Consider the following 24,691-nt stretch of genomic DNA (forward strand, 5'->3'; position numbering starts at 1 on the left):
CCGTCCTTTTCGATCCGTACCCGCCGACGCTCGTTCCGCGGACTCCTCAGGGGACCGGCGGGACCGGTATCCCGTTCGCGGTGACCACACCCTGGAGCGCCACGGAGACCGCCCGGAACTGGGCCGAGGCGGTGGCCGAGAGCTGGAGGGTGCCCACCGCTTGCAGCGTGGCCGAGGCGCCCGCGCTCATGTTCAGCGCGGCGCCCGCCTGGATGCCGACCTGGCCGCCCGCCCGGACGTTCACTCCGCCACCGCCCCGGATGTTGACCGCGCCGCCACCGCGGATGTTCACCGCGCCCCCGGCCCGCAGGCTCAGGTTTCCGCCGCTCTTGACCTCGACGGCCCGGGTGCCCTCGATGGACACCTCGCCCCTGCTGTTGATCGTCACGCTCGTCCGGGTCTGGTCCAGATGGACGGTGAGCTTGCCGTTGCCCGTCTGCAGCCGGACGCCCTGCTTGGGCGGGGTCTGCCGGTCCAGCAGTTCCACGATGTGGCCGTTGCGCGAGGCGAGGCTGCGCCAGTTGACCCGGCCCCGGGTACGGTCCACCGGCTGCACGCCGTCGGGGTCGTCGGTCGGCTTGTCCTTCCCGTTGTACAGCCCGGCGAGGACGTACGGATGCTCCAGCGATCCGCGGTCGAACGCCACCAGCACCTCGTCCTCGACCTCCGGCAGCAGCAGCCCGCCACCGCGCACACCGCCGAACTGGGCCACCCGGCACCAGTCGCTCTCGTACGTGTCGGACAGCCACGGGAAACGCAGCTTGACCCGTCCCATCCGCAGCGGATCCATGATGTTGGTGACGATCGCGTTGACCACACCGGGAAGCTGCTCCGGGCCCCCGGCCCCGCCACCGCCCGAGGCCAGCCCGTACAGCGAACGGAACTGACGGCCCGTCACCGACACCCAGGTCGTGTACGGGCTGCCGCTGGCGAATACGTGGCGCACACCCGTCGCCGTGTACTTGCCCTCGAACGGATACCCCGCCCCGTTCAACGCCACCGGCAGGCCCGGCCGCAGATCCGGGTTGCCGGTGACCGCCACCTCCAGCTCGGTGAACGAGGACGCCACGTCCTCGGCCAGCGCCCGCGCCGCCTGCCCCACCTGCGACTGCGTCCCGTACGGCACGTCCGTACCGACCAGCTCCGCCTTCCCGAACTTGGCCGTGGCCTTGGCCGGGGTGAGGTCCGTCTTCACGTCCTGCGTGGTCCCCGCGCTCGCCTGGCCCCGCAGCGGCCGCTTCGTCTTCACGTCCCAGCCCCGGACCCGCACCGTCCGCGCCTGCCCCGCGGCGGTCACCCCGACCCGGCTGTGCAGCTCGTTGGTGCCGAACTCCAGGACGTAGGGGCTCCGCGAGGACGGGGTGGAGTCGGACGGCGCGCCGGACGCGGACACCAGGTCCGTGAAACACATCTTGCCGGTGTTGTCGAAGTACAGATGGACGTCGTTCTCCTGCGCCAGGCGGCTCAGGAAGTCCCAGTCGGTGATGTTGGGCTGGGTGGCCAGCTCGTACACCGAGCGCGTGCTGTCGATGCGCCCCGGGGTCAGGCGGTTGAGCGTCGCGACGCGGCGGGCGATGTCCCCGGCGGTCATGTTGGGGTAGCCCTCGACCCGGCGATTGCGCAGCAGCCGGTGGCCCGGGTCGAAGCCGCGCACCACCAGGGTCCGGCCCGCCCCGTCCTTGTCCACCTCCATCGCGGTGATCTCCCCGGTGAGCATCGCCTTGCCCTTGCGCCCGTCGGTGACCGGGAACAGCGCCGCCTCCGCGCCCATGGTGAGCTGCGGAAACGTCTTCAGTACGTCCCTGCCGACATCGCTGAAGGTGAGCTGGAACGCCGAGGGCACGTTGACACTGGAGTCCACCCAGCCATCGACCAGGAGCCGCGCCAGCCGGTCGGGCAGCGGGGCGCCCTCCACCTCCACGTGCAGCACGCTGGTGTACGTCTTCGGGCTCATCGCAGTGGTCTCTCGTCTCTCGGGGGCTCTGGCTGAACTGGCGTCGGGGGGTCGCTCATCCCCCGGTGTCGTTGATCGCGGGCAGCAGCAGTTCGGTGCCGGTCGCGAGGCGCATCGGATCGTCGATCCCGTTCGCCTCCGCGATCACCCGCCACGCCCCCGCCTCCCCGTACTCCCGCCAGGCCAGCGACTGCAGCGTGTCCCCGGCCACCACGCGGTGCACCCGCCGGGCGGACAGCGCGCCCGAGGTCGGGTTCTGCCCCTTCGTCGGCAGCGGCACCTCCGTCAGCGTCAGGTTGCAGGTCGCCCGCGTGGGCTCCCCGGTGGGGCTGAACAGGGTGTACGTGGCGCTGACGCTGTCCACGTGCGCCACGAACTGGACGGTGTTGAACGAGCCCCAGGAGAACCTGACCCACGGTGGCGAGGGGCGGTTGGTCGACAGCGTCGGCGGATACACCTCGCAGCACGACAGGAGCAGCTCCACCTTCTTCTGCACCTTCGAGGACCCCGGCTTCGCCGAGGCGTCGAGGAACACCTCCAGCTCCAGCGACGCCGGTTGCGCGCCCACGAACTCCGGCGGCGCGCCGCGCGAATAGCCTACGGACGGCTGGGCGTTCCACGACGCCGACCGCGTCAACTGCAGCTGGCTCGGGTTGAACTGGAAGTCCACCTGCGCGATCCGTCCGCCGAGCCCGCCCGCGAGACTCGTCGGCGGCTGGTGCACGGCGAGGGAGGCACGGACCAGGCTGGCCCCGCCGCCACGGGAGCCGATCGCGGGCATCAGGCCCCTCCGGCGTCGGTGAAGCCGTGATGCGTGATCTCCAGCGTCTCGGTGGCCACGGCCGGGCTGGCCGGGTCCAGGGACGGCCCCTGCCAGCGGATCGGCAGCACATCCACCAGACCCCACTGGGCCACCAGCGAACCGTCCGCGCGCAACGCGGCGATCTGCGCGGTGGGCCGCTGCACCCCGGTCGCCACGGACGAGATCCACGCGGCCACCTTCGCGGTGTCCGGCGTGAGCGGGCGGGTCAGCCGGATGGAGGAGAACGTCACCCGGGACGGGAGCTGCCAGACGAACCCGTTGTTGCCGCCTTCCTCCCGCTGCTCCACCTGAACCTCGGACGACAGGCCCTCGCAACCGTTGAACAGCCCGAGGTTCTGGCCGTCGATGGTCAGCTTGAAGTAGATGGTGGAGCCGGGGTCCTTGGTGCTGGTCATCGCTGGCTGATTTCTCCGGGAGGGGTGGGTTCGTACGGTGGTCGGTCCGGCGGGCTAGCGGCGGGGGTCGCGCAGTCGCCCCACCCGTTCGCGGTCGGCCCGCAGCTCGGCCCGCAGAAGCCGTGACAACGGCCCGAGCAGCCGCCGCGCCAACTCGTCCAGCTCGCCTGCGGATTGCTGTCGCGTGGCGGGCTTGGATACGGGCTCGGCGGGTGCCGTCTCCGCGGGGCGCGGTGCGGGCGGTGCCGCCGGGGCGGGCGCGGCCCGCTGCACCGGGGCGGGCGCCGGACGCGCCCCGGCCCGTGCCTTCGGTGCGGGCGCGGCGGCGGGTGGCCTGACCGATGGGGCCGCAGGCCCGGGTCCAGCGGCGGCGCTGCGCTGTACGGGGCTGCGCTGCACGGCCGCCGGAGCGTCCGCCGCACGTGGTGCGGGGGACGCGCGCGGCGCCGGACCGGGCCGTACGACGGGTGTGGGGTGCCGGGCACCGGCCGGTTGCTCCACCGAACGCGGCCTCACGGCAGGGGCCGACCCGCTGGCGGGCCCGGCGGGCGGCGTGGCGGCCCGTGCCGTCAGAGCGCGTGCCGTCGCGAGCGGCGAAGCGGTGGGTGCCGCCTCGGGCGTACGTACGACGCCGGGCCCCCGGCGGAGCTGGACCGGGGGAGTGGCGGCCGGGCCCCCGCTCGGCGCGGTTGAGGGCGCGACGTTCGGCGGCGGGGAGGGGGTGGGCTGTGCCGCCACCGGCCCGGTGCCCCGCTCCGGAGTCGGCGCCCCCACGGGGGCGGGCCCCGCGGTGACGGGAGCCCCCAACAGCGGGCGCTGACGCGGCGTCTCGGGCGCGGCCTGCGGGGGCGCCGGGGCACCGGCGCGCGGCGCACCGAGCCCCGCCCGCCTGCGCTGAACGCGCGGCGCGGCGGGCCCGGGCGCCTGCCGGGCCGGGCCGGGGTCCTGGGCGGCCCGCTGGGCCGGGGCGTGCGTCACCGGGTCCGGGCCTGCCGGACCGGGGGTCGCGGCGGCAGCCGACGGTTCGGCGCTCTCGGGCGCCGGGGGAGTGCCCGCCGCGGCTGTGCGGGCAGGGCCCGTTCCGGTGGGCTCTTGCCGCTGAGTGTTCGGCCGTGCCATGGCCTGCTGGACGGTGCCGAGGCGACGTGGCACCGCCTGACGTGGCGCGGTGGTCATCGCGGACCTGCCAGGCCCGCCAGGCGCGGTCGGGCGCGGCGCGGTGGCGCGCCGCACGGCCTCCTGGGCGGCGCCCGGCTGGGGCGTTGCGGTGTCATCACGGCGGCCGTCACTCGTCGTGGGCTGGGCCGTGCCGCGCGGACTGTCGCCAGGCGCGGGCTTGCGCTGCGCGGTGACTGCCCGTGGAACCCCCTGGGCGGCGCCCGGCCGGGCCGGGGACGTGTCGTCACGCCGTGGCGAACCGTCGTGATCCGTCGCAGGCCGGGGGCGTGCAGCGGCGGCGGTTGTCCGGCGGGTGGCGGCACCCGGTGGGGGCGTTACGGCGCCCCCGGGTGCGGGTGCGCGCGGCGCGGTGGTGTCGGCGGCGCCCGGCTGGGGCGTTGGCGCGTCAGGTTTGGGGTGTACGGAGGGGGACCCGCCGTCGTGGCCGTGCGGCGCCTTGCTCCCGGGTGCGGACTTGCGCTGCACGGTGGTGTCTGCGGCGGTGGTTGCCCGGCGGGCAGCCGCGCCCGGTTGCGGCGTTGCGGCGTTGTCGCGTCGGTCGTCACCCGTGGCGGGCTGGGTGCGTACAGGGCCGTGGGCCGCTGGGCTCCCGGGTGCGGGTGGCGGGGCGGTGTTGCCCGTGGCGTCACGGGTTGCGGGTGCGCGCTGCACGGTGGTGTCTGCGGCGGTGGTTGCCCGGCGGGCAGCCGCGCCCGGTTGCGGCGTTGCGGCGTTGTCGCTTTGGCCGTCATCCGTCGTGGGCCGGGTGCGTACAGGGCCGTGGGCCGCTGGCCTCCCGGGTGCGGGTGGCGGGGCGGTGTTGCCCGTGGTGTCACGGGGTGCGTGCTGCGCGGTGGTGTCGGCGGCGCTTGTCCGCCGGGTGGCGGTGCCCGGTTGGGGCGTTGCGGCGTTGTCGCGTCGGTCGTCACCCGTCGTGGGCTCGGTGCGTACGGCGGCGGGGCCGTGGGCCGCAGGGCCCTCGGTTGCGGGTGGTGGGGCGGTGTTGCCCGTGGCGTCACGGGTTGCGGGTGCGCGCTGCGCGGTGGTGTCGGCGGCGGCGGTGGTGGTCGGTGGTGTTGTGCCGGTGCCGTGGGCCGCAGGGCCCCCGGACGCGGGCGGCAAGGGTGTGCTGCCCGTGGCGGGGGCGCGCTGCACGGTGGCGTCCCCCGCAGCGGCTGGCCGCGGCGTAGTCCGGTGGGTGGCCCCCGGTCGGGGCGACTCGGCGTCGCCCCGTCGCGGCAGATCGCCGTTGCCCGCCGCGGGCGTGGGGCGTACGGCGGGGGATCCGCCGCCGTGGCCGTGCGCCGTGGGACCCCCGGTCGCGGCGGGGGCCGTCCCGCCCGCCCCGTTACCGGGCGCGGGTGCGCGCTGCACCGCGGAGGCCGCCGCGTCGCCGCGACCGGCCTGCGCCCAGGGGCCGGGGCCGGGCGGTTCCTCGGAGGCCGTCGGCGCTACCGGCATGGACGGAGGCGGGACGTCGGACGTGACCGGGCTCGGGGTGACCAGGTCGTGGACGACGCCCGACGGGGCCGTACGGGCGACCACATGGGCGGGGTCGCTGCGGAACGAGGGGTTCTGGTGCGTGCTCAGCCGGGACGCGAAGTCCCGTGCCGAGACGGTCCGCGGCGCGCCGAGCACGCGCTGCACCGGACCGGCCGTGGCCCACGCACCCGTGGCGCGAGTGCCGGAATCCGCGGCCGGACGCTCGGCAGGCGCCGCACCGGCGTCGGCCGTGCCGCCCCGCCCCGCGGGCGTACCGCGCCGCAGGGTGTTCCATACGTCCCTGATGCCCATGGTCAGCTCACCGGCTCCCCTCGGCGGCGGAGGCGCGGGCGACCAGCGCCGTGGCCTGCTCCACGTACCGGCCCCGGTCGCGGTGTTCGAGGTCGAGGATGTCCGCCATGCTCCAGTGGAAGTGGTAGGCGAGGTACGCGACCTCCTCGTGGATGCGCTCGGCCGCGTACGTCACGATTCCCCCAGGCGGCTCCCGGCCAGCTCGACCTCGAAGGACTCCTCGCAGTGCGGGCAGGCCACGGCCGCGCGGGTGTGGCCCTCGGCGTTGATCTGCCGGTAGAAGTCCTGGAGGAACGCCAGGTCGGAAGCGAACATGTTCTCCACGGTGCCGTCGTGCACCATGGGAAGCGTGCCCAGCCGGGTGATGACCCGGCCGAGCAGCACCACGGACAGGTAGGCGGGGTTCTCCTGCACCCGCACATCGCGCAGCGGGACCAGCTCGTCCCGCGCGGTGGCCAGGCGCATCGTCCCGGAGCGATGGACGGTGCCGCTCTCGTCCATGTAGCCGCGCGGCAGTTCGAAGGCGAACTCCGTACGCAGGGAATCCTGTTGAACGGGAGCCGGGGCCGGGGCCTCGGCGGGGGCGGCGTCGGCCGCGAAATCCGCGGCCGGGGCCGCCCCCTTGGGTGCCGAGCGGCGCATTACTCGATGACCAGTTCTTCGAAGACGATCGTGACCTGCTCGGTGAGCGCGGAGGCGTCTCCGGCCTTGACGCCGCTGGCCTCGACCTTGCTGCACCAGGCGTTGCGCAGGTTGTACCGCTTCACCGGGGCGTTCTGGTAATCCATCATGATGATGGAGGCGTTCTTCCGGGCGCTGCCCATGTTCCCCGAGACGGAGTTGTTGATCCACTGGGTGAATGCGGCGGAGGACGTCATACCGCGGGTGACCGTGCACTCACCGGCCTTCTTCACACCGGGCAGCTTCTTCGTGACGGGCTTGCCGTTGGCGGAGACCTGCTGGTATTCGATGACGTCCTGCTCGATGGACAGGCCGCTCACCTCCTGCAGGTACTCGACCATCACGCCGTCGATCTGCAGGCCGAAGTTGTGTGAGGTGAGGGCGTCACCGGGCTGGAGGGACATGCTGGGGCTTCCTCTGCTTCCTAGTCGTCATTCCGGGGCGGTCGAAGGGACGTCGGGCGCCCCTACTCGTCCAGTTCGCCGCCGCCACCGGAGAACTGGGCCAGCCGGAAGACCACGAACTCGGCGGGCTTCACCGGCGCGATGCCGATCTCGCAGACCACCCGGCCCACGTCGACGGACTCCTGCGGGTTGGTCTCCGCGTCGCACTTGACGTAGAACGCCTCTTCCGGGCTCGCGCCGAACAGGGCGCCCTCGCGCCACTCGTTCACCAGGAACGCGGAGATGTTGCGCCGGATACGGGCCCACAGCGCCTGGTCGTTCGGCTCGAACACCACCCACTGGGTGCCGACGAGGATCGACTCCTCCAGGTAGTTGAAGTACCGGCGCACGTTCAGGTACCGCCAGGCCGGGTCCGAGGACAGCGTGCGCGCGCCCCAGATGCGGATGCCGCGGCCCGCGAAGGCGCGGACGCAGTTCACACCGAGGGGGTTGAGCAGGTCCTGCTCGCCGCGGGTGATCTGCAGTTCGAGGTCGACGGCGCCGCGCAGGATCTCGTTCGCCGGGGCCTTGTGCACCCCGCGCTCGGAGTCGTTGCGCGCCCACACCCCGGCGATGTGGCCGCTCGGCGGGACGGTGCGGCCCTGGCCCGTGGAGGGGTCGAAGATCTTGATCCAGGGGTAGTAGAGGGCGGCGTACCGGGAGTCGTAGCCCGCGGTGTCCTGCCTCCACTCGCGCACCTGGCGGGCGCCCAGCCCCGGGGGCGGGTCGATGACGGCCATCCGGTCGCCCATCTGCTCACAGTGCGAGATCATCGCGAGCTGGACGGCCTTGACGGTGTCCAGGTCCAGGGCGCCGCTCTGGTAGGCCGCCATCAGGTCCGGGGCGGCGACCATGTTGATCTCGTCCAGGGCCTCCAGGCCGCCGAAGCCGGTGCGGTCGGCGGAGTCGCCGATGTACTGGGAGGCGCCCGCGCCCCCCTCCGGCGCGGGAGCGCCGCCGCGCGCCGCCGCGGCGGGGGACTTCGTCTTGGCGGGCGCGGCCAGGACGGCGCTCTGCGCGTCGGGCCGGGCGAGCTGCCCGCCCTGCGCGGCCTCCTCCACGGCGATGAGCCGGGAACGCTCCTTGACCTGGGCGACGACGTAGTTGCGCGAGTTCTTCTTCGCGCTCACCTCGAACGTCTCGGCCGTACGGTCACCGTCCTTGACGGTGAGCGTGAAGCGGTCCGCGGGCCCGTCCCCCTCGGGGTGCGCCACCTCGACGGTCAGCGAGCCGTCGTCGCTCGCCGAACCGGCGGCCACGGCGGCCACGTTGAACGAGCCGAGCGTGGTCGGCTCGCCCGCCGTGATCTGGGCGGGGGCGTTCTCCCGGGCGTTCTGGGACCCGCGTCCCGACGCGGCGCCCCGGCCGTCCGCCTGGTCGCTCGCGGCGCCGCCGACACGTACCACGTACGCCGCCGAGCCGCCGTTGTTGAAGAAGCCGTAGACGGAGTGGGCCAGGTAGTACCCGTCCGTGAACTCACCGAACGCCGCTACGTACTGGGACCAGTTGGTCACCAGCGTGGGCTCGTTGAGCGGGCCCGTCGGCGCGAGCCCGACGAAGGCGGCGACCGAGGTGCCCACTCCCTCGATGGGACGTGAGCCACCGGCGACCTCCTCGACGTAGACGCCGGGGGACAGGTACGTGGGCATGCGTGCTCCTCGAAGGACAATGCGGTGTACGAGACTGCGCAGCCCAGCGTCGGCGTTCGGCGGGCTCGGGGCGAGGGGTGGCGGTGCAGGGCCCGGGGCGGCGGCGGGCGTCCCCGGGGGAAGCGGCCGCTGCCCGGACGACGGCGGCCGGGTCCGCGCCGTCGCCTGGCGGAGCCGCCCGGCGGAGCCACCGGCCGAAGGCGCCCCGCTGCCCCTGCGGTCCCCGCGGACTTCCCGCGGTGCTTCCCCCGCGTGCGGTGACGGCGCCGGTCGCGCCTCCTTAGCGTGCGGGGCGTGAGCATCTGGACTTCCCTGGAACCCGAATCCGCCCCGGTAGAGGCGGGCGGCAGCACCACGGTCACGCTGCGGCTGCGCAACACGGCGGATGTCGTCGAGGAGTACCGCGTCGTGCCCGTCGGTGACCCGAGCCTGTGGTGTTCGGTGGAACCGGCCACGCTGCGGCTGTATCCGGGGGCGACGGGGAGTGTGGAGCTGACGTTCTCCCCGCCCCGTTCGCCCGAGGCCCGGGCCGGCGCGAATCCGTACGGTGTGCAGATCGTGCCGACCGAGAACCCCGAGCTGACGACGGTGGTGGAGGGCAATCTCACCATCGCGCCGTTCGTGGAGGCGAAGGCGGAACTGCTGCCGCCCACCACCCGCGGCCGCTTCCGCGGGCGCCCCAAGCTGGCGGTGGACAACTACGGCAACACCAAGCTGACCGCTTCCCTCGCGGGCCGGGACCAGGGCAGCGCCCTGGAGTTCGACGTGCGGCCCGGCGCGGTGCAGATCGAGCCGGGCCGTGCGGCGTTCGTGAAGGTGGGGCTGCGGCCCTCGAACATCCTGTGGACGGGGCAGAAGGAGAGCCACGCCCTGACCGTCGCGGTGCAGCGGTCGGCCGCCACTCCGATCGATGTCGCGGGCACGTTCGTGCAGCGCCCGGTCTTCCCGCGCTGGCTGTTCAGCCTGGGAGCGTTCGCCCTGGTCCTCGCCGTGGCGTTCGTCGGTCTCTGGCTCGCGGTCGACCGGACCCCGACCAGCAAGGCGCAGGAAGTGGCCGCCGCGACGCACAAGCCCGTGCACGAGGGCGACGAGAGCGACGGGGGCGACAAGGGCGACGAGGGCGGCGGCGAGGAGAAGCAGGAGCTTCCGAAGGCGCCCGAGACCACGCCGCCGCCTCCGGCCGCCCCGGCTCCGGCCCCGGCCGCCCCCGCGGGCGGACAAGGCAAGAAGGACGAGCCCAGGACCGGCACGATCGTGGGTACGGCGTCCAAGCGGTGCATCGAGGTGCCCGGCGACGCCAAACCCACCGAACTCCCGCAACTGCAGCTCTTCGACTGCCAGCCGAACGGTCCGGACGGGCAGAAGTGGACCATGGCGAAGAACGGCACCATCCGGTCGCTGGACATGTGCATGGACGTGGCGGACGGCCACCGGGAGGACGGCACGGTCGTCCGGCTCGCCCGCTGCAACGGTCAGCCCGCCCAGCAGTTCACCTACACCAAGGAACGCACCCTGGTGAATCCGCAGTCCGGCAAGTGCGTGGACCCCGCGGAGGGCAAGAACGACAACGGGACGAAGCTCCAGCTGTTCTCCTGCACCGGGCACGACAACCAGAAGTGGGAACTCCCCGCCTGAGGCCCCCGGCCCCCGTGGCGAGCCCGCCCCGGGACCCTCAGATGTAGCCCTCGCGCAGCGCGTACGCCACGGCGTGCGCGCGGTTGCGCAGCAGCTGCCGCGCCATCAGGTCGTGCAGCACGCTCTTCACCGTGCGTTCCGAGTACGCCATCTTGGTCGCGATCTCCCGGGTCTCCAGGCCCTCGGCCACCAGCCGCAGCACGTCGACCTCGCGGGGCGTCAGGCCGGTCGCCGGGGCGGCCGTTCCCTGTGCGGCGCTGCGCTGGAGCTGGCCGAGCCGCTCCAGCAGCCGTCCGAGGAGGTCCGGGGGAAGGTCGCCGTCCCCGCGGTGGGCCGAGCGCACGACCCGGGACAGGCGTTCCCCGGTCGCCTCGTGCCGCCACAGGATGGCGGACACCCCGCACTCCACCACGGTGAGCAGTTCCGCCTCGCGCAGCCCGTGGGCGACGAGGACCACCCGTGCCCCGCTCCGGACCAGGCGGCGCAGTGTGCCGAGAATCTCCTCATCGAGCGACTCCACCAGCAGCACCGCCACCGATGCGTCGCCTCGCGATTTCACCTCGACATCCGGCTGGTGGCGGATGAGTTCCATCGCCCCGGCCCGGGAGACCGGGTCCGCGGCGTGCACCGCCACCTCGATGGGCGGTGACATCGTCTGTGTCGGCATTGCCTTCGTTCACTCTCCCCGTTGGATGCGTCGTCTCCACTCACGTTCGGGTCCCGTGGTCGGCCGGGACTGTGCCAGGCAACCACATGGCCATTACAACGAGCAGGCAGTGCGACCGGCAGTCTGCGGCAGAACGCCGGTGCGAACTGCCGGTCTGCGTGGTGCGTCCGGGAAGGTGCCGTTTCCTCGCGTTAGGCTGACGAGAACCCATCTGTTCGGTGGGTGAACACCCACGGGGTGTCAGCAAGTGGTCGCAGCGGGGTGGATGAAGGACACATGGCCGGGCACGGATGTGCAAGGAACTACGGGGGGACGACGAGTGAGGGAGCGGAGGCGGCACGCGCGCCCGTCGGCGCTCTGGTCCGTGAGTGGCGTGAGGCCGCCGGTCTCACCCAGCGGGACCTCGCGGAAGAAGCGGGCGTCAGCGTTCGCGGGCTCCGCGACATCGAGAGCGGCCGCAGCCACAGCCCCCAGCGAAGAACGCTGAGACGGCTGGCCGACGCGCTGGGCCTCGACGACCGCGAGTGCCGCGCCCTGATGGGGCTCCGGAGCGCGCCGGACGCGTCCGAGACCGCCGCCCCCTGCACCCTCCCGGGCCGGTTCGCCGGATTCACCGGCCGCACCGCCGAACTGCGCACCATGCGCGACCTCGCCGAGCGCGCGTCCGCGGGCGCGCTCAGCGAGACGGCGGCCTGCGTCGTCTCGGGGCAGCCGGGAACCGGCAAGAGCACGCTGTCCGTACGGGCCGCCGAGGAGGCCGCCCCGCTGTTCCCCGACGGTCAGCTGGCGCTCGACCTCAGGGGCACGCGGGACGCGCCGCCCAGCCCGGACCATCTGCTGGGCTCCCTGCTGCGGACGCTGGGAGTGCCCGACGAGCAGCTGCCCGCCGACGGGGCGGAGCGGGAAGCGCTGTACCGGTCGGTCACCCGCGAACGGTCGGTCCTCGTTCTCCTCGACGACGCGGCGGACGAAGCCCAGGTGCGCCCCCTGCTGCCGGTGGGACCGCGCAGCTTCGCCCTGGTCACCTCCCGCCGCCCGCTCAGCGGTCTGCACGGCGTCGTCCGTCTGCGGCCCGGTCCGATGGCGCCGGACGAGTCCCTCGACCTGCTGCGCCAGGGCATGGGCACCGCCCGGCTCCGGTCCGAACCCGGCGCGGCCCGGGATCTCGCGGAGCTGTGCGGACACCTGCCCCTCGCGCTGCGTATCGTGGCCAACCGGCTCGCGGCGCGCCCCTCGTGGAGCCTGGCTCCGCTCGCCGAGGAGCTGCGCGACGAGGGGCGGCGGCTGGCCCGGCTGCACTCCGGCGACCTGAAGGTCTCCGCCGCCTTCGCGCGCTCCCGCCGCCAGCTCAGCCCGGGCACGCGGACCGTCTTCGACCGGCTCGGCCTCGTCCAGACAGCGGACTTCGGCGCCTGCGAGATCGCGGCGGCCGCCGGGTGCGACCGGCCCGGCGCGGTGGCCGCGCTGGAAGAGCTGGCGGACCTGGGGCTCGTGGAGCCCGCCGCCGCGTCCGGCCGGTACCGGCTCCACGACCTGCTGCGCCTCTACGCCCGGGAGCGGCTGGCCGAACCCGGCACCGCGGCCCTGCGCATGGCCCTGCACGGGTACCTCCGGCGGCTCCTGGCGGCCAGCCGGTCCCCCTGCGCGCTGGCCGAGGAAATCGCGCTGGCCCGCCGCTGGCTGGGGCGGGAACGGGCACATCTCGCCGTCGCGGCGGACCCTGGCGGAGCCGCCCCGCCCACGGGAGCCAGTACGGTCGGTACGGCGGGCGTCAGTACAGAGCGTTACCGCTCACCACCAGGCGTCCCGCCTTCCGGTACTCGCGCCGGGCACCTTCCAGCACGTCGTCCGTGCTCAGCAGGGAGCCCCGGTCGGCCGCGCGATAGCCCGCGGTGACCGCCGCTCCGCGGATGCCGCCGCCCGCCAGCTCGAATTCGGCGGCGCAGCGCCGCAGTTCCAGATCCGGCGCGCACGGGGCGTCCTTCAGAAAGCCCTCCCACAGGGCGAGCCGGTGGTCGGCGTCGGGGAACGGGAAGTCGACCACGAGGTCGAGGCGCCGGGTGAACGCCTCGTCGATGTTCCCCCGGAAGTTGCTGGTGAGCACGGCGATGCCGTCGAAGGACTCCAGCCGCTGGAGCAGATACGCGCTCTCCAGGTTCGCGTACCGGTCGTGTGCGTCCTTCACCTCGCCCCGCTTGCCGAACACCGCGTCCGCCTCGTCGAACAGCAGGACCGCGTCGGTCCGGTCGGCCTCTGCGAAGACGCGTTCGAGGTTCTTCTCGGTCTCCCCGATGTACTTGTCCACGAGCGCCGACAGGTCCACCACATAGAGGTCCAGGCCCAGGTCGGCGGCCACCACCTCCGCCGAGAGCGTCTTCCCCGTGCCCGACTCGCCCGTGAACAGGGCCACCACACCGCGGCCGCGCCCACCGCCCGGGCGCAGCCGCCACTCCCGCAGGACCCGGTCCCGGTGCCGCGCCCGGGACACCAGCTCGCGAAGGTGCTCCAGCGGTTCGGCGGGCAGCACCAGGTCGGACCAGTCCACGCCCGGCTCCACGCGCCGGGCATGGCGTTCGAGGGCGGGCGCGGACTGCTGGCGCGCCGCGCGTCGCACATGATCGGCGGTCAGCCGCCCGCCGTCCAGCGCGGCGAGCCCCCGGGCGGCCGCCACCGCCCGCCCGGCCCGCTCGGGGCCGAGGCGGAAGGCGGAGACGGCGGACGCGAGATCGAAGCCGACCTCCTCCTCCGCCGGAACCGCGTCCGCCCACGCGTCCGGGGCCGCCCCGGTGTCCGGGGCGTCGAAGGACGGTACGGGTACGGAGGCCCAGCCGGGGTCGAGCGGATGCGGGCCGAACAGCACGACGGGCACCGGCGCCGCCGCGGGCCCTTCGGAAGCGGCGCCCGGCGCCGTGGCGCACAACGCCCGTACCAGCGCCCCCGCCTCCCGCGGCAGGGGACCGGCCACCACCCCCGCACCCCGCAGCCGGGCCTCCCGCAGCAGCGGAGCCACCAGCCCCGCCACCTCCTCGGCGGACCGGGAGGACGGATCGAGGCGCAGTACGGGCAGCCCGGCGCCGTTCAGCGCCTCGGTCACCGGGCCGGACAGCGCCGCGGGCCCGGACTCGCGTACGTGGACCACCGCGGGGAGGGCCGCGGACGCCGCGGAGCCCTCGTCCCGGACCCGCGCGGCCAGCCCGCCGAGCCGGGCGAAGAACTCCTCGCCCGAGTCGCCCCGCGGCTCCCGCCCGGCGCCGGAGGCGTCGAACGCCGCCACGGCGCCCAGCAGTTCCGCGGCCGGGTCGTCGTCCCCGAGCAGATGGGCGACCACCCGCTCCGGCACCCGCAACGCCCGGCCCGGCAGCGGCCGGTCCTCGTCGGCGACGTCCAGCAGCCGGTGCCGTACGAGGGGTGCGGAGGGGTGGAAACGCGACCGGGCCGCGGCCGAGTGCGTGGGCAGCCCCGCGAGTTCGACGGCGAGGGAGACGCAGGCACGCCTCCGGCCCACGTCGTCGTTGAGGTAGCCGTACAGCGGCTCCAGCGACCGGTCCACCTCGGGGGCGGCCGCCACCAGCAGGATGTGCACGTCCAGCGGCAGCAGCCCGAACCGCGCCGCCACCTCGGCCACCCGGTCCCGCCCCGCGTGCTCCCCGGTCCGCCCGCGCAGGACCGGGGCGTAGCCGTCGTCGTCCGCCACCTGCTCCCGGACCGGCGGCGCGTGGAGCAGATGGTGCGCCGCCTCCGGCGAGACGTAGAGGCCGCGCATCGGGTCGCCCGCCGTCGGGTCGCCCTCGCCGCGCCGCGCCACGAGCGCCGCGATCCGCGTCCGCAGCAGCGCCAGCCGCGACAGCAGCGGCCCGGCCGGATCGGTGTCCGCGGCCGCGCTCACGACAGCTCCGTACGGGGGCCGGTGCGCAGCGCCGAGTCGTCGGGGGATCCGGTCGTGCTGCGCACCCGCACCCCTGCCTGGGTGACCGGGGGAGCGGCGTCGAACTCCGGCGACACCGGGAACGGGGTCGTCACGACCACGTCCAGCGACGGCTTCAACTCGCCTCCCAGCGCGGACCAGACGTCCGCGATCGACCGCGACTCCGCCGGTGGCACGGCCGCGCTCACCGGCACCGGGACGCCCAGCTCCGCCAGCACACCGCCCAGCGCCTCCGGTGGAAGGAACTCGTTGCGCAGCAGACACCCCAGTACGGCCGACAGCAGCCGGTGTTCGTCCTGCGGGTTCGCCGTCCACGCCGTGACCAGGTAGGAGAGCCGGAACCACCGGTAGGGCTGCCGGTGTCTGACCACGACGCCGCGGTCGTCCCGCAGCGCCATGGGGCCCCGCTCACGGCGGGACAGCTCTTCGCGGATGTCGTACAGATAGGCGTTGACCGCGGGCCCGGTGCGCCGCGCGGCCCACTCCCGGGTGGGCGCGTCCAGGACCAGTTCGGCGCCCGAACCCGTCAGGGGTGTCCGGAGGAGCCCGCGGAGCGCCTCGTCGATCTCGTGGATCACGTGCTGCCGCTCCTCGTGCCGGTGGTACGTCCTGCCCGCGGGCCGTGGCACCGGCCCGCGACCAGCCATCCTGCGCGACACCCGCGGGGTTCACCATGTGCGCGCGTTCGCCATCGGGGGCAGCGGCCGGTGTCCGTGCGTGCGGCTCACGTCGTCGTTTCGGCCGTGCGTACCGGGCGGCGGTCCTCGGCACGCTGCAGGGCACGGAAGTCTTCGAAGAAGCCGTAGCTCCGCGCGGGCTTCCCGTCCTCGCCCTCCTTGGCGGTCAGGTTGGAGTACAGGCTGTTCAGCAGCCACGGCTGCTTGTCGGGCCCGAAGTCCTTCACCATCGCCGGTGCCTGCGCCACGCCGTAGGTGGCCACGGCGAGCTTTCCGGTGTCACGGAACTTCTGGATCTGGTTCCTCAGGTAGTGCTTGTGGGTCTCGAACCACGGACTCATGGACAGGAAGTCCTGCCACTTCGCTTGCGAGAAGGGGAGCTCGGTCGCCTGCTTGATGACCTGCCACACCTTGGTGTCCGCGGGCAGCTGGTAGCGCCGGGCGAACGCGGCGGGGATGGTGTCGCGCAGGTGCTGCTGCCACCACAGGACCAGGGAGAACTCGGTGGCCAGGAACTTCTGGTCGCGGCGGAGCTTGGGAAGGATGTAGTCCAGGTACTTCTGCGAGTCCTCGATGGCGGCCACGTGCGGGTGGATGTCCACGCCCTCGATCTCCGGGGTGTCCCGGGTGAACTTCATCCACCGCTCGGTCGCCCCCGTACGCCATTCCGGCTTGTCGAGATGGTTGAGCGAACCCATGTACAGCCGTGTCCGGCAGCGGCGCCCGAAGTGCTTCTTCCGGTACGCGATGACGTGGCGCGCGACCCTCTCGTAGAACTCGTTCAGCCTCCCGTGGTGGTCCTTCGGCAGGCTTTCGATGAAGGGCTCGTTGGCGAGCGCCAGGATGTCCGCCTTGCCCATGACGGCGCCCAGCACCTTGTCCACCCGGGCCAGTTCGGCGTCCATGGCCGAGCTGTCCGCCGCGGGCATCGGGCGGTGGTTGTACGGGAACTTCAGCGACAGGACCGTGCCGTACCCCTTGTCGCGCGCGGCCAGGAGCGTCTTGATGGCCGCCTGCTCCTCCGGGGCCGTGCGGTCGATCTCCGGCATGGGCACGAAGCCGCGCAGCCAGCCCGCGGAGAGGTCCTCCAGCTCGGAGAACGTCATGGTGCTCGGGTCCTCGTTGAAGTTGGCCCCCAGCACACCGCCCGGGACGACGGCGCGGTGCCCGGACGTGCTCGTGCCGCTGTCCGCCTTTCCGTCGGATCCCGACGCGCAGCCCGCGGTGAGGAGGGCGGCTCCGGCGGAGGCACCCAGGAACCACCGGCGGGACAACGCGTCGCGTTGGGGGGAAGTTTCGGAAGGGACCGTGCGGTCGTTCTGTGTTCGCATACCCCCATCTCTACGGAAGGAGAAGGGGGCGGTGCAAAGGCGCGGGCCCGGCCCGGCCGTCCACGGGGAGCCCCGCTACGATCGGTACACCAAATGAGCCCGTTCCGGGGGAGGGACAGGTCATGACCGAGCCGACCGTGGCCGACCGCACCGACACACCCGCCGTCGCGCTGGGTCCCACCGCACTGGTCCTCGGCGTCATCTCCGCCGTAGGCACGTGGACGCCCTGGACCGTGTTCCTCATGTTCCCGTGGACGATCATCACCGGCGGCCTCGCCGTTGCCCTCGGCGCCATCGGCATCCACCACGCCCGCCGAGGTGTGGGACGTCTGTGGACCGCCGTCACCGGAACCGTCCTCGGCTCTCTCGGCCTCGCGGGCATCCTCGCTCTCCTCTTCGCGTTCAGCGGCTAGACCCCCGCCGGACGGCGAGACATCGGTGGGCTGACCCCCATTGTCGCGGCGCCTGCCTGACTCCACCTGCGCATATGCGAGGCGTTGATTTCAGATACGTCGGAGGTCTTCCCTTGCTGCTCCGACCCCTGCACCATGCCGGGTAGTTCACCACCAGGTATGGGAGGCACATACGTGACCCCGACAACAGGGAACGGGATCTCTCGAAGAGGTGTGATCGGCTCGGCGGCCGCCGTCGGCACCGCGGGCTGGCTGGCCGGATCCGGCACCGCCTGGGCCACGCCCCAGCAGTCCGGCGGGTCGGGAGACCTGACCGAACGCGTGGTCAGGGCCGCGTCCTTGCGGTGGCGCCGGATGCCCGGCGACTGGAAGGACGGCCCCTTCCTCGCCAACGGACTGCTCGGCGCGCAGGTCTACCGGGGCGAGACCCCCAACTCCGTGAAAGTCATGGTCAGCCACAGCCAGGTGCAGGACCAGCGACCGCAGTGGCGCGCCCCGTACGGCTTCTCCCGGCTGCCCATCGGCCACTTCGACCTCACCCTCGCCGGTGAGGTGACCGGCCTCGACTGGACCCTCGACCTCTGGGACGCCGAGCTGCGGGGTACGGTCACCACCACCCGGGGCAGCGTCCGCTTCTCGATGCTGGTGCACAACTCCCGTACCACGCTGCTGATCTCCACCCGGCCCAGCGCGGGCGAGCGGGCCGCGGCCTGGTCGTTCACATGGATGCCCGCCGCCTCGCCGCGCACCAAGGACAAGCCCGCCGACTACACGGGCAACCCCGACCCCCGCACCGGCTCCGCGGGGGACACCGGCTATGTGGAGCAGCCGCTCATCGCGGGCGGCGGGTGGACCACCGCCTGGCGCGAACGGCGCGTCGGCACCGGCAGGCTGCTCGCCGCGCACCTCGTCTACCGGTACCCCGGCGACCTGTCGCGCACCACGGAGCTGGCCGTCGCCGAAGTGGCCCGTACGCTGTCCGCCGACCCCGACGACCTGGTGCGCGAACACCGCGCCTGGTGGCACCGGTTCTACCGGCGCAGCCTGCTGTCCGTACCCGACAAGCGCCTCCAGGACTTCTACTGGATCCAGCTCTACAAGGCGGCCTGCGCCACCCGCGCCGACGGACCGTCGATGTCCGAGTGGGGGCCGTGGTATCCGGAGACCGGGGGCAGCTGGACCGCCGTCTGGTGGAACCTCAACGTGCAGATCGCCACCTGGCTGATCCAGGGGTCCAACCACCTCGAACTCGACTCCGTCACCTCCACCTTCAAGGACTTCGAGAAGCATCTGCCGCTCTCGGTCCCGCCGGAGTACCAGGACGGGCAGACCTACGCCCTCGCCCACCCCTCCGACTGGATGCTGCGCCCCGGCGCCAAGACCGTCGGCATCCCCGGCACCGCCACCAAGACCGACAACAACGGCAACCTCATCTGGGCCATGCACAACGTCTGGCTCAGCTACCGCCACACCATGGACACCCGCATCGTGCGCGACGTCCTCTACCCGATCCTGGTCAAGGCGGTGAACTTCTACGACCACTTCCTCCGCGAGGGCGGCGACGGCAAACTGCACCTACCGCTCACCCGCTCACCCGAGTGGGCGGACGCCGAGGACTGCACCTACGACCTCTCCCTGCTCCGCTGGGGCTGCGCCACGCTCCTCGACTGCCTGCGGATTCTCCGTACGGACCATCCGCGTGCCGCGCGCTGGCGCGAGATCGTGAAGCGCCTGGTGGACTACCCGCGCGACGCGACCGGCGTCATGATCGGCGCGGGCAAGCCGCTCACCGAATCCCACCGCCACTTCTCCCACATGCTGTGGCTGTATCCGCTGCACGAGCTGGACTGGGACCGGCCGGGCGACCGGGACATCATGCGGACCACCTTCGACCACTGGGTCAAGGACCGCGCCCTGTGGGCCGGTTACAGCTACGCCGCCGCCTCGTCGATGGCCTCGCGGATGAACCGCCCCGAGGAGGCCCTCGACTTCCTCACCTTCTTCACCGGCGGCAATGTCATCAACAACGCCTGGATGACCCCGAACACCATGTACGTCGAGGGCGGAAACCTGGGCATCGAGAGCCCGCTGACGGCGACGCAGTCGGTGCTCGACATGGCCGTGCGGAGCGAAGGCGGCGTGGTGCGGGTCTTCCCCTCCGTGTCGCGGCGCTGGCCCGACGCGTCCGTGGCCTCGCTGCGCGCCCAAGGCGCGTTCCTGATCGACGCGGACCGGTCGGGCGGCCGCACCCGGTGGGTACGCGTCCACAGCGAGGCGGGCGCGCCCCTGGTGCTGGACCACGGCATCCGCGGCGCCGTGGACGTACGGGACGAGCGCGGCAGGCTGCTGCGGTACCGGGAGACGGGGCCGGGCCGTATCGAGATCCCGCTCCGCCGGGACGAGACGGCCGTCGTCGCCCCGCGCGGCGCCCACCCGGACCCGGGCCCGCGCGACGTACCGGCCGTCGGTGACGCGCGGCCGTGGGGGCTGCCGGACTGAGCTATCGGTCCCCCTCGTCGGGAAGCCACTCCAGGGCGAACCAGAGGTCCATGCGGACGGCCGGGTCCTGGAGGTCGGCGCTGAGGAGTTCGGCGACCCGGGCCATGCGGTGGCGCACGGTGTTGCGGTGGACCCGCAGCTCGGTGGCGGTCCGGTCCCAGCTGCCGTGGAACGCCAGCCAGGTGCGCAGGGTGCTGAGCAGGACGGCGGCGCCCGGCGGACCGGCCCGGCCGAGCGCGGCGAAGCGGGCCCGGGCGAACTCCTCGGCGTCGGCGGGCGAGACGAGGCTGTGCACGGCCGGTGCGGTGGCCTCGTGCACCATCGTCGGCACATCGGCGGCGATCGCGCGCCGCAGCGCCCGTTCGGCCCGGGCGTCGGCGCGGGGCAGCTCGGCCGCGGGGGAGGGGCTGCTGAAGCCGAGGGTCCACCCGAGGGCGGCGGCCTGCGCGGGGGCGGCCGGGCGGATATCCGGTGCGCTGGGGACGAGCGCTCTCAGGGCCGGGCCGTCGATGTGCAGATAGGGGGTGCCGAGGGCCGTCCCCAGGGCGGCGAGCTGTGCGGGGTCCGCGCCCGCGCCCGGTCGCGGCTCCCGGGGCGACCGCCGGGAATCCTTCCGCGTGTCCTTCCGTCCCCTCTTCCGTCCGTGGACGACGACCCAGTGGTCGTGTGCCGGGTGTTCGGAGGGTACGAGGGCGGGCGCGACGTCGGCCGGGGTGGCACCGAGCATGAGCCGCACGAGGGCGCCGACGCTGTGGCTGTCGGTGTTCAGGGCGTGCCGAGGGCTGGTGAGCAGGGACAGCAGCACGGCCGCCGTGCTGGTCACCTGCCGGTGGACCAGGGGCGGGGCGGTGGCGGTGGCCTGCCCAAGGGCCAGCGGCGTAGTGCTGCCGTCGGCGCCGGGCAGCGTGTGCACGGTCAGATGAACGCCGTCGTGGTGGTCGGCCGCCGCCGCGGGAGGCGGCGCCCCGCCCGCGGCCCGGCCGGTGGCGGGGCGGGCGGCCGTACGGACGGCGAGGTCGCGCAGCAGGCCGGGGACGGGCTCCGGGGGACGGCGGCCCGCCCGGAACAGCTCGTTGCCCTGGCCGTCGAAGAGCACCGCCCAGGTGCCGGTGTGTGCGCTGAGCTGGGAGAGCACGGCCTGCAACGCGTCGGGACGGGCGGCGGCCGAGGCGAGGGCCGACTGCGCCCGGGAGACCGTCTTCAGATCGCGGTTGCGGGCCTCGGCGATGGCGGCGTAGGTCGCCCGGCCCACGGCGACGAACGGGGTGCGGGGCGGCAGCCGCAGCAGCGGCAGTCCGTGGCGGTCGCACGCGGCGACGAGATCGGCCGGAACCTCCTCGTGCACCGGGGCGACACCGAAGCCGAGCGCGGCGACTCCGGCGGCCACCACGCGCGCCACATACGTGTCGACGCCGTCCGCGTCGTGCGGCAGCCGCACCCCGGCGGTGAGCAGCAGCTCGCCGCCGACGAGGTACGGCGTGGGGTCCTCGATCTCGGTGGTGCCGACGGTGCCGATACGCCGGCCCTCGGCGGGCCCGGCCACCTGGCGCAGCCCCAGCGAGGCGTCGGCGAGCAGCACGCCGAGGGGGACGGACGCCTCATCGGCGGCCGGGTCGGCGTCGGTCGTACGGGCTGGCTCGCGCTCGGTCACAAGGCACGGATCCTCTCATCCCGCGGCGCCGCACCGGAGTATCGGATTCGTCCAATGGACGGTCTTCCGCGGGGCGAATCCTCGGGTTCAGCGCCAGTGTGCGCCGTGGATAGCGTCGTACGTCACCCCCACGACCGGAGGACACGCCCAGTGACCGCTTCGCCCACCCACCGCGACGACGAGACCGCCCGGAACACCGCCGCGGAGGAACTACGGCTGCGCCGCGAACTCGCCGCGGTCTACCGGCTGGTGGCGCACTTCCGCATGACCGACCTGATCTTCACGCACATCAGCGCCCGCCTCCCCGGCCCCGGACACCACTTCCTGATCAACCCCTACGGTCTGCTCTTCGAGGAGATCACCGCGTCGAACCTGGTCAAGGTCGACCTGTCGGGACACCCCGTCGAGGAGGCCCCGCACCCCGTGAACCCCGCCGGGTTCGTCATCCACAGCGCCGTCCACGCCTCCCGGCCCGACGCCCACTGCGTCCTGCACACCCACACCAAGGCGGGCTGCGCCGTCGCCGCCCAGGAGGGCGGCCTGCTGCCGCTCAACCAGATCTCCATGGAGTTCTACGGCAGGCTCGGCTACCACGACTACGAGGGCGTCGCCCTCAACCTCGCCGAACAGCGGCGGCTCGTCGCCGATCTCGCCGGCCACCCGGCGATGATCCTGCGCCACCACGGGCTGCTGACCGTCGGGGAGACCCCCGCCCAGGCATTCCTGCGCATGTACTACCTGGACAAGGCGTGCGAGATCCAGGTCGCGGCGACGGCCGGGGGCGCCGGGCTCGTCACGCCCCCTCCGGACATCTGCGAGCTGACCGCCCGTCAACTCGCGGGCGAGGACGAGAGTTCGGACTTCCAGGACGACAAGGCGTACGACCTGGCCTGGTCCGCGCTGCTCCGACTGGTGGAGCGCGTCGCCCCCGACTACAAGGACTGAAAGGCCCGGGTCCGGCGCCGGGCCCCCGCGGCTACCGGGCCGGGGTCAGGAGTGCGACGGGCCGGACTGGGCGTCGCGCTCCGCCTTCTCCGCCTGCTTCTCCTTGATCCGCGCCGTTTCCTTCCGCACCTCGGCCTGGGTGGCGCGCTCCTTCTCCAGCCACTCGGGACGCTCCTCCTTCAGGGCGTCGATCTGCTCGGTGGTGAGGGCCTCGGTGATGCCGCCGCGCGCGAGACCGGCGATGGAGGTGCCCAGCTTCGCCGCGACCACCGGCCGGGGGTGCGGGCCGTTGCGGCGCAGCTCCCGCAGCCACTCGGGCGGATCGGTCTGGAGGGCGTTCAGTTCGGCCCGCGAGACGACGCCCTCCTGGAACTCGGCGGGGGTGGCCTGGAGGTACACACCCAGCTTCTTCGCCGCGGTGGCGGGCTTCATCGTCTGGGTGGTCTGGTGCGACTTCATGGTGTCAAGGGTATCGAGCGCGGGCGCGGCCCCGGACCACGGCCTCGGACCGCGCGACCGGTAGCCTGGCGGGGTGACAGGCTCGGAAGAATCCCCTACGTTCCGGCTCGCGTATGTCCCGGGGGCGACGCCCGCCAAGTGGGTGCGGATCTGGAACGAGCGCCTGCCCGACGTCCCCCTGACCCTCGTCCCGGTATCCGCCGCCGAAGCGCCCGGGGCGCTGCGGGACGGCAGCGCCGACGCGGGACTCGTGCGGCTGCCGGTCGACCGTACGGTGTTCAGCGCGATCCCCCTCTACACCGAGACCACGGTGGTCGTGGTGCCGAAGGACCACCTCGTGACGGCGGTCGACGAGGTGACCGTCGACGATCTGGCCGAGGACATCGTGCTGCACCCCCTCGACGACGTGCTCGGCTGGGAGCGCCCGCCGGGGCGGCCCGCGATCGAGCGCCCCGCCACGACGGCGGACGCCATCGAGCTGGTGGCGGCCGGAGTGGGCCTGCTGATCGTGCCGCAGTCGCTCGCCCGGCTGCACCACCGCAGGGACCTCGCGTACCGGCCGGTCACGGACGCGCCCGAGTCGAGCGTCGCGCTGTCCTGGCCGGAGGACACGACCACCGACCAGGTCGAGGACTTCATCGGGATCGTCCGCGGCCGGACCGTCAACAGCACCCGTGGCCGTACGCAGCCTCCGGCGCAGCCGAAGCGCAAGCCCGCGGCGGGCAAGCCGGGGTCGGGGAAGGCGGCGTCGGGAAAGGCTTCCGGGAAGAACCCGCGGGGCCGTTCCGCGGCCCCCAAGAGCGGCGCTCCCAGGGGCGGCGCTCCCAAGGGCGGCGGCAAGCGCGGCAAGCCCCGCCGTTGACGACCCGCCGCTAGCGCCCCGCCGCACCGGCGCGCAGTCCGTCCATGACGAGGTCCAGAAGCCGCCCGGCGCGCGCCTGCCAGTCCCCGTGCGGATCGATCTGCCAGAGTCCGGCGATGGCGAGCATGAAGTCGTCGGGGGTGACGCCGGGGCGGATGGTGCCCGCCTCCTCGTTCGCCGTGAGCAGCAGTGTGAGGGCCGAGGTCAGCGGGCCGCGGCCCAGCTTGACCAGGCCGCCGTGCGCGCTGGTGGCCTTGTGCAGCGCGTCGGCCAGACCCGCCTTGGTCATGGCGTACTGGGCGAGGCGGTCCATCCACTCCCGCAGGGCCCGGTCCGGTGCGCGGCTTTGGAGCAGCTGGGCCGCGGTGTCGGCGACCTGCTGCACCTCGTAGCGGTAGACCTCCAGCACAAGGGCTTCGCGGTTGGGGAAATTGCGGTAGAAAGTTCCCTGTCCGACACCCGCCTTCTTGGCGATCGCGCTCAGTGGGGCGTCCGCCGAGCACGTCAGCTCCGCCAGTGCCACTGCCAGGATGCGCTCGCGATTCCGCTGAGCGTCCGAGCGCAGGCGTGGGTCCTTCCTCTCCGGCACTCGTCCTCCTTCCGGAATCGCCGGGCCGCCCTTGATGACCGGACAGCTGTCCGATAAGTTCATACCTGCCGGACAGTTGTCCGCTTAGGGCTACCTTACCGGTAGAACCAGCCAGTGCGCATGGCCGGTCCCTGTCGTATA

Annotated in this window: 20 protein-coding genes and 1 pseudogene; 6 read left to right on the top strand and 15 right to left on the bottom strand. The window is 73.4% G+C overall.

The annotated features are described in order from the left end of the window. Positions 1 to 46: 46 nt before the first annotated feature. The 8 genes from ACZ59A_RS36785 to ACZ59A_RS36820 all read right to left on the bottom strand — a co-directional run bounded on the left by ACZ59A_RS36785 (position 47) and on the right by ACZ59A_RS36820 (position 8,897). The gene (locus tag ACZ59A_RS36785; protein ID WP_470968003.1) at positions 47 to 1,954 is read right to left on the bottom strand and encodes a VgrG-related protein; all 1,908 of its coding nucleotides are present in this window, start codon (positions 1,952 to 1,954) and stop codon (positions 47 to 49) included. A 55-nt stretch (positions 1,955 to 2,009) separates the two neighbouring features. After that, positions 2,010 to 2,735: a CIS tube protein gene (locus ACZ59A_RS36790; RefSeq protein WP_470968005.1), complete on the bottom strand. Its 726-nt coding sequence runs from the start codon at positions 2,733 to 2,735 to the stop codon at positions 2,010 to 2,012. Next, positions 2,735 to 3,172 (bottom strand): phage tail protein, encoded by a 438-nt coding sequence (locus tag ACZ59A_RS36795; RefSeq protein ID WP_468046849.1) that lies wholly within the window; start codon positions 3,170 to 3,172, stop codon positions 2,735 to 2,737. Before ACZ59A_RS36795 ends, ACZ59A_RS36790 begins: the two co-directional genes overlap by 1 nt. A gap of 54 nt (positions 3,173 to 3,226) precedes the next feature. Next, complete coding sequence (locus ACZ59A_RS36800; RefSeq protein ID WP_470968008.1) at positions 3,227 to 6,124, bottom strand: hypothetical protein; 2,898 nt, start codon at positions 6,122 to 6,124, stop codon at positions 3,227 to 3,229. Positions 6,125 to 6,131: 7 nt separating this feature from the next. After that, positions 6,132 to 6,299, bottom strand: coding sequence for a DUF6760 family protein (locus ACZ59A_RS36805; protein WP_468046851.1), 168 nt, complete (start codon positions 6,297 to 6,299; stop codon positions 6,132 to 6,134). After that, entirely contained in the window at positions 6,296 to 6,766 is a 471-nt protein-coding gene (locus tag ACZ59A_RS36810; protein WP_470968011.1) for a hypothetical protein, read from the bottom strand. The genes ACZ59A_RS36805 and ACZ59A_RS36810 overlap by 4 nt, the downstream gene beginning before the upstream one ends. Further along, complete coding sequence (locus ACZ59A_RS36815; protein ID WP_468046854.1) at positions 6,766 to 7,209, bottom strand: phage tail protein; 444 nt, start codon at positions 7,207 to 7,209, stop codon at positions 6,766 to 6,768. Before ACZ59A_RS36815 ends, ACZ59A_RS36810 begins: the two co-directional genes overlap by 1 nt. A 62-nt stretch (positions 7,210 to 7,271) precedes the next feature. Then, on the bottom strand, positions 7,272 to 8,897 hold the full coding sequence (locus ACZ59A_RS36820; protein WP_470968014.1) for a phage tail sheath family protein: 1,626 nt from the start codon (positions 8,895 to 8,897) through the stop codon (positions 7,272 to 7,274). A 294-nt stretch (positions 8,898 to 9,191) separates the two neighbouring features. Here ACZ59A_RS36820 and ACZ59A_RS36825 point away from each other — a divergent pair, with 294 nt between their 5' ends. Next, a complete protein-coding gene (locus tag ACZ59A_RS36825; protein WP_470968017.1) occupies positions 9,192 to 10,532 on the top strand; it encodes a ricin-type beta-trefoil lectin domain protein in 1,341 nt (446 codons plus the stop codon). Between the two features lie 37 nt (positions 10,533 to 10,569). Here the strand turns inward: ACZ59A_RS36825 and ACZ59A_RS36830 are convergent, their stop codons facing one another. Then, a complete protein-coding gene (locus ACZ59A_RS36830; RefSeq protein WP_470968020.1) occupies positions 10,570 to 11,199 on the bottom strand; it encodes a helix-turn-helix transcriptional regulator in 630 nt (209 codons plus the stop codon). Between the two features lie 276 nt (positions 11,200 to 11,475). Between ACZ59A_RS36830 and ACZ59A_RS36835 the strand changes: the two are divergent. Further along, positions 11,476 to 11,724: pseudogene (locus ACZ59A_RS36835) on the top strand (helix-turn-helix domain-containing protein); the annotation flags it as partial. 1,246 nt (positions 11,725 to 12,970) lie between these two features. Here the strand turns inward: ACZ59A_RS36835 and ACZ59A_RS36840 are convergent. From ACZ59A_RS36840 to ACZ59A_RS36850, 3 genes are all read right to left on the bottom strand, one after another. Beyond that, positions 12,971 to 15,085 carry an ATP-binding protein gene (locus ACZ59A_RS36840; protein ID WP_470968022.1) on the bottom strand — a complete coding sequence of 705 codons (2,115 nt, stop codon included), beginning with the start codon at positions 15,083 to 15,085 and terminating at the stop codon, positions 12,971 to 12,973. Next, on the bottom strand, positions 15,082 to 15,702 hold the full coding sequence (locus ACZ59A_RS36845; protein ID WP_470968024.1) for a Pvc16 family protein: 621 nt from the start codon (positions 15,700 to 15,702) through the stop codon (positions 15,082 to 15,084). Before ACZ59A_RS36845 ends, ACZ59A_RS36840 begins: the two co-directional genes overlap by 4 nt. A gap of 146 nt (positions 15,703 to 15,848) precedes the next feature. Then, complete coding sequence (locus tag ACZ59A_RS36850) at positions 15,849 to 17,132, bottom strand: hypothetical protein (RefSeq protein WP_470968027.1); 1,284 nt, start codon at positions 17,130 to 17,132, stop codon at positions 15,849 to 15,851. Positions 17,133 to 17,254: 122 nt separating this feature from the next. Between ACZ59A_RS36850 and ACZ59A_RS36855 the strand changes: the two genes are divergently transcribed. Together ACZ59A_RS36855 and ACZ59A_RS36860 are read left to right on the top strand one after the other, a co-directional pair. After that, positions 17,255 to 17,545, top strand: coding sequence for a hypothetical protein (locus ACZ59A_RS36855; RefSeq protein WP_470968029.1), 291 nt, complete (start codon positions 17,255 to 17,257; stop codon positions 17,543 to 17,545). Positions 17,546 to 17,719: 174 nt separating this feature from the next. Then, positions 17,720 to 20,044, top strand: a complete 2,325-nt coding sequence (locus tag ACZ59A_RS36860; protein WP_470968032.1) for a glycosyl hydrolase family 95 catalytic domain-containing protein — start codon at positions 17,720 to 17,722, stop codon at positions 20,042 to 20,044. 1 nt (position 20,045) lies between these two features. Here ACZ59A_RS36860 and ACZ59A_RS36865 read toward each other — a convergent pair whose 3' ends face one another. Further along, positions 20,046 to 21,695, bottom strand: coding sequence for a PucR family transcriptional regulator (locus ACZ59A_RS36865; RefSeq protein WP_470968035.1), 1,650 nt, complete (start codon positions 21,693 to 21,695; stop codon positions 20,046 to 20,048). A gap of 150 nt (positions 21,696 to 21,845) precedes the next feature. On the opposite strand from ACZ59A_RS36865, the gene ACZ59A_RS36870 reads away from it, so the two are divergent. Next, complete coding sequence (locus ACZ59A_RS36870; protein ID WP_470968038.1) at positions 21,846 to 22,640, top strand: class II aldolase/adducin family protein; 795 nt, start codon at positions 21,846 to 21,848, stop codon at positions 22,638 to 22,640. 45 nt (positions 22,641 to 22,685) lie between these two features. On the opposite strand, the gene ACZ59A_RS36875 is transcribed toward ACZ59A_RS36870, so the two are convergent. Continuing rightward, on the bottom strand, positions 22,686 to 23,099 hold the full coding sequence (locus tag ACZ59A_RS36875) for a DUF5997 family protein (RefSeq protein ID WP_470968040.1): 414 nt from the start codon (positions 23,097 to 23,099) through the stop codon (positions 22,686 to 22,688). A gap of 73 nt (positions 23,100 to 23,172) precedes the next feature. Between ACZ59A_RS36875 and ACZ59A_RS36880 the strand changes: the two genes are divergently transcribed. Next, on the top strand, positions 23,173 to 23,961 hold the full coding sequence (locus ACZ59A_RS36880) for a LysR family substrate-binding domain-containing protein (protein ID WP_470968043.1): 789 nt from the start codon (positions 23,173 to 23,175) through the stop codon (positions 23,959 to 23,961). A gap of 10 nt (positions 23,962 to 23,971) precedes the next feature. On the opposite strand, the gene ACZ59A_RS36885 is transcribed toward ACZ59A_RS36880, so the two are convergent. Further along, positions 23,972 to 24,550, bottom strand: coding sequence for a TetR/AcrR family transcriptional regulator (locus ACZ59A_RS36885; protein WP_470968045.1), 579 nt, complete (start codon positions 24,548 to 24,550; stop codon positions 23,972 to 23,974). Positions 24,551 to 24,691: the final 141 nt, after the last annotated feature.

The sequence above is a fragment of the Streptomyces sp. NPDC040405 genome, assembly GCF_055595765.1.